This is a genomic window from Pseudomonas maioricensis, assembly GCF_022790535.1.
GTDB lineage: Bacteria > Pseudomonadota > Gammaproteobacteria > Pseudomonadales > Pseudomonadaceae > Aquipseudomonas > Aquipseudomonas maioricensis.
The window spans coordinates 49,280-56,724 of sequence record NZ_LOHG01000020.1 but is presented as its reverse complement, the minus strand read 5'-3'; the positions used below and the strand labels follow the sequence as shown (position 1 = coordinate 56,724).

Below are 7,445 nucleotides of genomic sequence, written 5' to 3'. Positions count from 1 at the left end.
CGTTTTGCTTACTTTTGCGCTCAAAAGTGAGGCGCCGTAAGGGCGCAACCAATATTAGCCCTTACCGCTGCAACGGATATGTACCCAAACCTTCAAATCAACGATATGTAATACCTATGCCGATGGCGGGGTAGAAGCAGTCAGCGCATACCGAACCCGCCCTCACGCACATCCTTGCTGTTCTCTTTGGTCACCAACACACAATCCACCGATTGCTTCTCGGGTTTATCAGTCTTACCCGTGCGCAGAAACTGATCGGCCTGTTCTACAGCCATGGCCGCCATTTGCGTCGCCTGCTGCAGTCCGGTCGCAACGATCGGGCCATCCGCAGCGATCTGACGTACCACATCCGGATTGCCGTCGATGCCAACCACGATCACCTCACTCTTGCCCGCGTTTTTCAACGCGGCCGCAGCCCCCAGCGCCATGGTGTCGTTACCCGCCAGGACACCGACGATATTCGGATTGCCCTGAATGATGGTTTGCATCACGTTGTAGCCTTGAGTCTGGTCCCAGTTAGCCGATTGCTGCGAGACCATTTTCAGGTCCGGTATCTGGTCCAGCACCCGGTGAAACCCTTCGGAACGTACGTGAGCGTTGACGTCCGAAGTGCGGCCGGTCAACTCCACATACTCACCCTTGAAGCCCACCTGATCGGCAAAAAACTCGGCCACCGACGTCGCACATTGAGAATTGTTGGAGACGATCTGCGCGGTGGCAACGCCATTGGCGTTGATCTCACGGTCGATCAGAAACGTCGGGATTTTTGCCTCTTGGGCACGTTTCACCGCCGCAATGGACGCGTCGGAGCCAGCGTTATCGAGGATGATCGCGCTGGCGTTATCACCGATGGCGGTTTGCACAAGCCGCAGCTGGATGTCCGGGTCATCCTGATGCACCAGGGCTTTGGTCCGATAGCCGAGTTTTTTCGCGGCGGCCTCCGCCGTGTCCGACTCCGCTTTGTAAAACGCGTTGCTGGGCGAGGGGGTGATGATCACGATCAAATGATCGGCAGGCTTGAAGTCGGCGGCAGTAGCGTGGGCGGCGCAGATCGAAAGCGACAGCGCGGCCAGTGAAAAAATATGACGAGAGAAGCGGATTTTCATTGTTATTGTCATCCCTTGCTGATTAAAGGTTAGCGACTGCCTTCCCCCTGTCTTCCTGGGCCTTGGCCTCGCGTTCAGCGCTGGATTTCTCCACGCGCCGCTGCAACTGGTCGACAACCACCGCCAGCACAATGACCGCGCCGGTGATGACCGTTTGCCAGAAATCGGAAATCCCTACCAACACCATGCCGTTGCTCAGCACCCCGAGCACGAAGGCACCGATGATCGTGCCGCCGATGGTGCCGACTCCGCCGAACAGCGACGCTCCGCCCAGCACTACCACCGCAATGGCGTTGAGTTCATAAGAAGTGGCGATGGCCGGGTTGGCTGCACCGAGACGCGAAGCAATGATCAGACCGGCCAGCGCGGCGCAGAAACCGGAGATTGCGTAGGTGTCCAGTTTGACCCGGTTGACCCGCACGCCAGATAACTCGGCAGTGCGCTCATTGCCGCCAATGGCGAACACCTGGCGACCGAATACTGTTTTGCGGCTGACGTAAACAGCGACCAGTCAGGATGATCATGAGCCAGATCGATACCGGTACCGACAGTACCCGAGCCGTGCCCAGCAGCAGAAAGCCTGTGTTGTTTAGTTCGGCCTGACCACCCAGATCGCCGTAAGTCGCGCCGCCGGACACCAGTTGTGCGGCACCGCGTGCCATGTAGAGCATGCCCAGGGTCATGATGAACGGCGTGACTTTGAGGCGGGTGATGAACCAGCCATTGACGGCACCTACCAACGTGCCAAGCGCGAGAGTCACCATGCACACCACCGGGATGCTGCCGAACACGGCGACTCCCAGCCATGGCAAATGCAAGCCCTCGGCGATCAGGCTACCGGCAACCATCGCCGCCAACCCGGCAATTGCACCTACTGACAGGTCGATACCGGCGGCCAGAATGACGAAGGTCATACCGATACCGAGGATGGCAAACACTGCGACCTGTTCGGCAACAATCACCAGGTTGCGCGCGGAAAGAAACGACGGCGCAATCGAGGCGAACAGAATCACCAGGAGCATCAGTGCCAGATAGGCGCGTAGCTTGAGCAGCAGCAATGGCAGCGAACGCAGACTCAGCGCGTGAGGTTTGCGGGCCTGCAGTGACAGTGACTCGGCCATCAGGCGATCTCCTTCTTATTCTGGTTGGGCGCCGCCGCCGAGTCTTTGCGTACCACTTGCGAGAAAGCGACAAGGCTTGCTTCGCACAGTTGCCCGCGGGGCAGGTTGGCGGTGATCCGTCCCTGGCACATCACCAGAACACGGTCGGCACCGCCGAGGATTTCTTTCAGATCACTGGAAGCGTAGAGAATCGTCAGACCGCTTTTTGCCAGCCGGTCCAGTACGTCGAACAACTCGCGGCGGGCCTTGATATCAATGCCGCGGGTTGGCTCATCAAGCAGCAGCACATGCGGTTCGGTCAGCAGATTCTTGCCCACCACAACCTTCTGCTGGTTACCACCGGACAGTGAAGAAATGGCAATGCCAGCGTTCTCGGTCTTGATGTGCAGCTCGCTGATCATGCGGGCGACGTCAGCATCCATGGGCGGGTTGGCCAAACCGTCGAAGCGGCTATATCTGGAGAGATTGGCCAGCAACAGGTTATCGCGCACAGAAGCGCCGCTGACCAGGCCCAGTTTCTGGCGGTCTTCCGGGACCAGAGCAATCCCGGCCTTGATCCGCCCGGCAATGTCCTGAACCAGCGGCAGGCTGTGACCGTTGACCTGAATCTGGCCACCAATGGCCTTGCGCAAGCCGATCAGGGTTTCAAACAATTCCGTACGCCCGGCACCCATCAGTCCATAAAACGCGACGATTTCGCCGCGTTTGACGCTGAATGAAACCTTGTTGAGCAGCAATGAACCTCGTTCGCTTGCCACCTCAAGGTCGCTGACCCTCAGCATTTCCGGCTGATTTTCGTGAACCTCGGGCCCACAACCTGCGCGTAATTCTGTGGTCATCTGGCGGCCAATCATGCGCTCCACCAACCAGTCAACGGTGACCTCGTCGCGGGTGCCCGTGCCGACCAGCGCGCCGTCACGCAGCACGGTGAAGTAATCGCCGATTTCGATCAGCTCTTCGAGGCGGTGCGAGATGTAGATGATCGACACGCCTTGCTGCTTCAGCTCACCGATCAGCGAAAACAGAATTTCGACCTCGGCTTCGCTCAACGAAGAAGTCGGCTCATCCAGAATCAACACACGGACGTCACTGACCAGCACCTTGGCGATCTCGACGATCTGCCGTTTGCCGATACTCAGGTTCTGCACCAGCGCATCGACATCAATGTCCTGACCCATCCGTTTCAGCGTGGTGTGGGCCAGCCGCCGCTGTTCGTTATGGCGAACCCGGCCAAAGCTGGCCCGCAGCTCTTTGCCGATAAACATGTTTTCCGCCACGCTAAGGTTCGGGCACAGGTTCAGTTCCTGATGCACGATGCCGATGCCCAGCGCCATGGCCTGGCGTGGATCGCTCAGTGTCAGCGGCTGATCACCACTGAACAGTTGGCCTGAGGTGGGTTTTTCGATACCGGCCAGAATCTTCATCAGCGTTGACTTGCCCGCTCCGTTTTCGCCGATCAGCACATTGACTGCGCCATGCACCACGTCGAAGTCCACAGCCTTGAGCGCGGTCGTGCCTTGATAGACCTTGCTGATTTGCCGGGCGCGCATTTCCAGACGCGACGTCGAGGCAGATTGAGCCTGGGAAGCGATCAGCATGATCTATTCCTCCACCTTGAGGCTGATCGGCACAATGCGTACCGAAGAGGGCGACTGCAGGTTGAACACGCCGGTGAATTCGATGGTTTTACCCGCCAGCCCGGCGACGGGGGCTGCAGCATAAGCCTGTGCCAGAGCCTTCTTGTTGAGTGCCGCGGCCACATCCGCATACTGCGTCTGATTGGTGAAGTTGTTCAGCGACATATTATTGGCCACATCGCGCAACACCGTGCTGATGACCAGAGGCCCGGTCAGCAACTGGATTTTTGCCGTGCTGGTCAGCGAGCTATCGAGTAACTCCAGACTCAGCAGCCCCATCGGCGACTTGGTGTTCACCTCTGTAACGCGAGCGCGGCCACTGACGATGTAATTTTTTGATTGAGTCTGGTGAGGCACTGCATAGCGATTGCTGGCCTCGCTGGCGTTCTGATTGATCGCGTTAAGTACCTGAGCCAGATCTGCGGTGTTTTTTGCCACGACACTTTCGACATCAGGCGACCACTGCTCAGCCACAAAGTGTTCGGCGTCAAAACTTGCGAGGGCGAATTTCTGGTTTTGTCCCTGCGCGTTGGCAGAGCGGGCATCGTTAAAGATGACTTTGCCGGTGAGGGGGTCAAGAGGGCGGACGCTTAACAGCGGGCCGTTGAGGACCGACGTCGTCAGCAATAAGGCTACCGCCGTAACCAACAGAATGATGGCCGACAGGTTGCGCGTAGATACAGTCGGGTTTTTGCCAGACGACACTAAGCTCATGCAACGCTCCTCGCTTTATAGCGATTTTTTTGTATTTGTCAGGAGGTTCTGTCATCACTATATATCATCATCATACCAGTGCTGCTAGTCTAATTTGAGTGTCACCGATCACCGTGAATCTGCCGGTGTTTACCTATAACAAGAACAATGGAGCGCCCCCGATGGCAGCATCAAGTTCGCTCTCCAGGCGTCTGTACGGCACTGATCAGCCTGATGTCGAGAGCGTGGAAACGTCAGCGGGAGCTTTTCGCTTTCGCGTACAAGGCCCTCAATTACGTGGCGTGATGCTGGGTGATACGGAAGTTTTGCGCAGCGTCGGCCTGGTGATTCGCGATGAGTTCTGGGGCACCCATCAATTGCATCAACGTGCCTGCGAAACCTTTGCCGACGATCAGGACTGGCGACAAATCGTCGACGGATACGTAGCGGGTATCGACGGCGTTCCCTTGCTGGAGTGGTGGGTCGATATGCATATCGGCTTGCGGGGCATATCGGTTTGCGCGCGCTTGCGAGCCTTGGAGGATTTCGTGACGTGTCGCGCAGGTCTGATGCTGCTGCACCCGCTGAAGGGCGTGGTTAACTCCCCGGTCAGCGTGACCCATAGCGACGGGAGCATTGAGCGCGGTACGTTCCCCGACCTGATCGCGCCCGCGCAGCCGTTCCTTGATATCCGGCGGCTGGTTCACTCACCCACGCCTGGTTTGACCCTGCAATGGGATTTCAGCGGTGACGTGTTCGAGATGGAGGATCAGCGCAATTGGTGTGACGCCTCTTTCAAGACCTACAACCGGCCGCTGGCCTGGCCTTGTCCTTATCGATTAGGTAAAGGCGAGCACATTGAACAAAGCATGAGCCTGTCATTGCTTGACGACTCCGGGGTGTGCGCATGAACCTGGTTTCTGTTCGTTATACAGGCCCCGCCGACTCCCCGTTCCCCGCGTTAGGGCAGGGGTTGTGGGTCAACAATCTTCTGGACGATGCAGACGCCGCAATAAAGCTGATCGAGCAACTGCACAGCGCGCATCTGGAGTTGCTGGTTGACCTGCGCAGTGCGGCTGCTTTTGATCAACTGCGCAGTGCCTTGCAGTTGTGCGCCAATGCAGCCACAGATGTGTGGCTATTGGCGGTGGTTGACGATCAATGGCCGCAGGCGCAGCTTTCGAAGCTGGCTGAACTGATGCGCGACAGCTCGGCAGCGGTGCGCGGCATTCTGCTCACGCCTGCGGCGTATCTTGAGAGTTATCAACCTGGCGGATGCTGGCCAGAGGGCCTGACGCCGACTCAGGTCGCGGTACTGGCGCGGGAGTATTTGCCGGAGATGCTGATCGGTGGTGGCTTCCCGACGTTCTTCACAGAGCTCAACCGCTGCAGACCGGCCAGCGACAGTTTTGATTACCTGACCCACTCCACGTCGCCGTTGGTACATGCTGCTGACGACTATTCACTGATGCAGTCACTGGAGGCATTGCCCGACGTATTCCGCTCCGGTTTGCAACTGGCATCAGGCAAGCCCTATCGCATCACCACCAGTGCTATCGGTGCCTGGCGTAATCCCTACGGCGGGCAACTCACCCCTAACCCGAAGCGCGAACGATTGACCCTGAGCAATCAGGATCCCCGACAAACCAGCTTGCTCGCTGCGGCCTGGACCCTGGCGCATTATCAGGCCGCACACCTCGGCGCAGTGAACGCAATTGCCTTGTGGGCGGTCAATGAGCCATTCGCGGTCGCACACGCGCATCAATACTGGCCGGTGTTTCACGTGCTCAAAGGTCTCGCTCGGGCGCGGGGCAAACAGGCCCTGAGCTTTCACACATCCGTTGCGCAGGTCATTGCCTTCGGCTGGTTGGAGGGCGCGCAGGGTAACGTGCGACTATGGCTGGCCAATCTGAGCGCAAAACCTCAGAAGGTTACGCTGGACGCGATGCGAGTGACGGGTTCAAGGTTGCTGGATGAACAGACCTGCCAGCAGGCACTGTCCGATCCCGATTTTTTCAGTGCGTTGCAACCGATCGATAACGAAGCAGCGTTGGTGCTGAGGCCATGGACGGTGGCGTTAATCGACTGCCACCTCGGCCGCGAGCCTGGATTATAATCGCGTCATCGTTGCCGTTTTTTTTATGCATTTCACGTGATGCATTCCATGGAGCCACCTTCAGTAATGCCAGAGATCAAGAAACGCCTGATTCAACGCAAGAAGCTTTCCGACATCGTCTTTGAGCAACTGATCGATCTCATTGAAGAGGAAAACCTTCAGCCGGGCGATCAGATGCCTGCTGAGCGCGAACTGATGGAAACCTTCGGCGTGGGCCGCCCGGTCGTTCGCGAAGCCATGCAGCGCCTGGCTGGCATGGGCATGATCAGTATTCAGCATGGCGAGCGAGCCAAAGTCGGGCGGGTGGACATGCATTCGATGATCAGCCAGATTGATCTGGCTGCGCGTCACTTATTATCGAGTTCGGCGAAAAACGTCGATCATCTCCGACAGGCGCGTACTTTCTTCGAGACCGGGTTGGTCAAAATGGCGGCTGAAAAAGCCACGCCTGCTGATGTCGCCCGGCTGGAGTCGGCGCTGGCAAAAATGCACAAGCACCGTGAGACCGATGAGTTCATTCCGGCCGACATGGAATTCCACGGCGAAATCGCGAAAATTTCCGGCAACCCGATTTACGTCGCCATCTCTCGGGCGATTCTCGAATGGATGGCGGATTACCGTCAGGACATGCTGCGATTCAAAGGCCGGGAAATGACCATCAAAGAACACGAAGTCATTCTCGGTTTCATCAAAGCCAATGACCCGGCAGGCGCCGAGCGCGCCATGCATGATCATCTGGTCAAGCGCGCCGAAGAGTAACTCTCTCCCGGGA

General features: G+C 57.7%; 8 protein-coding genes. 3 read left to right on the top strand and 5 right to left on the bottom strand.

The window, feature by feature from the left end; translation table 11 throughout:
- Window positions 1–140: 140 nt before the first annotated feature.
- Genes AUC61_RS22860 through AUC61_RS22845 form a run of 5 tightly spaced genes read right to left on the bottom strand, consistent with a single transcriptional unit; the run spans window position 141 to window position 4,578 of the window.
- On the bottom strand, window positions 141–1,106 hold the full coding sequence (locus tag AUC61_RS22860; protein WP_243248461.1) for a D-ribose ABC transporter substrate-binding protein: 966 nt from the start codon (window positions 1,104–1,106) through the stop codon (window positions 141–143).
- A gap of 22 nt (window positions 1,107–1,128) precedes the next feature.
- The gene (locus AUC61_RS26460; RefSeq protein ID WP_340163304.1) at window positions 1,129–1,572 is read right to left on the bottom strand and encodes an ABC transporter permease; all 444 of its coding nucleotides are present in this window, start codon (window positions 1,570–1,572) and stop codon (window positions 1,129–1,131) included.
- Window positions 1,550–2,227, bottom strand: coding sequence for an ABC transporter permease (locus AUC61_RS26455; protein ID WP_279291156.1), 678 nt, complete (start codon window positions 2,225–2,227; stop codon window positions 1,550–1,552). Before AUC61_RS26455 ends, AUC61_RS26460 begins: the two co-directional genes overlap by 23 nt.
- Window positions 2,227–3,825: a sugar ABC transporter ATP-binding protein gene (locus AUC61_RS22850; RefSeq protein ID WP_243248460.1), complete on the bottom strand. Its 1,599-nt coding sequence runs from the start codon at window positions 3,823–3,825 to the stop codon at window positions 2,227–2,229. Before AUC61_RS22850 ends, AUC61_RS26455 begins: the two co-directional genes overlap by 1 nt.
- A 3-nt stretch (window positions 3,826–3,828) precedes the next feature.
- Window positions 3,829–4,578 (bottom strand): DUF2291 family protein, encoded by a 750-nt coding sequence (locus tag AUC61_RS22845; RefSeq protein ID WP_243248459.1) that lies wholly within the window; start codon window positions 4,576–4,578, stop codon window positions 3,829–3,831.
- 161 nt (window positions 4,579–4,739) lie between these two features.
- Between AUC61_RS22845 and AUC61_RS22840 the strand changes: the two genes are divergently transcribed.
- The 3 genes from AUC61_RS22840 (at window position 4,740) to nanR (ending at window position 7,432) form a co-directional block, all read left to right on the top strand.
- The gene (locus AUC61_RS22840; RefSeq protein ID WP_243248458.1) at window positions 4,740–5,468 is read left to right on the top strand and encodes a D-apionate lactonase family protein; all 729 of its coding nucleotides are present in this window, start codon (window positions 4,740–4,742) and stop codon (window positions 5,466–5,468) included.
- The gene (locus AUC61_RS22835) at window positions 5,465–6,673 is read left to right on the top strand and encodes a D-apionate lactonase family protein (RefSeq protein ID WP_243248457.1); all 1,209 of its coding nucleotides are present in this window, start codon (window positions 5,465–5,467) and stop codon (window positions 6,671–6,673) included. Before AUC61_RS22840 ends, AUC61_RS22835 begins: the two co-directional genes overlap by 4 nt.
- A 66-nt stretch (window positions 6,674–6,739) precedes the next feature.
- Window positions 6,740–7,432: a transcriptional regulator NanR gene (nanR, locus tag AUC61_RS22830; RefSeq protein WP_243248456.1), complete on the top strand. Its 693-nt coding sequence runs from the start codon at window positions 6,740–6,742 to the stop codon at window positions 7,430–7,432.
- Window positions 7,433–7,445 lie beyond the last annotated feature (13 nt).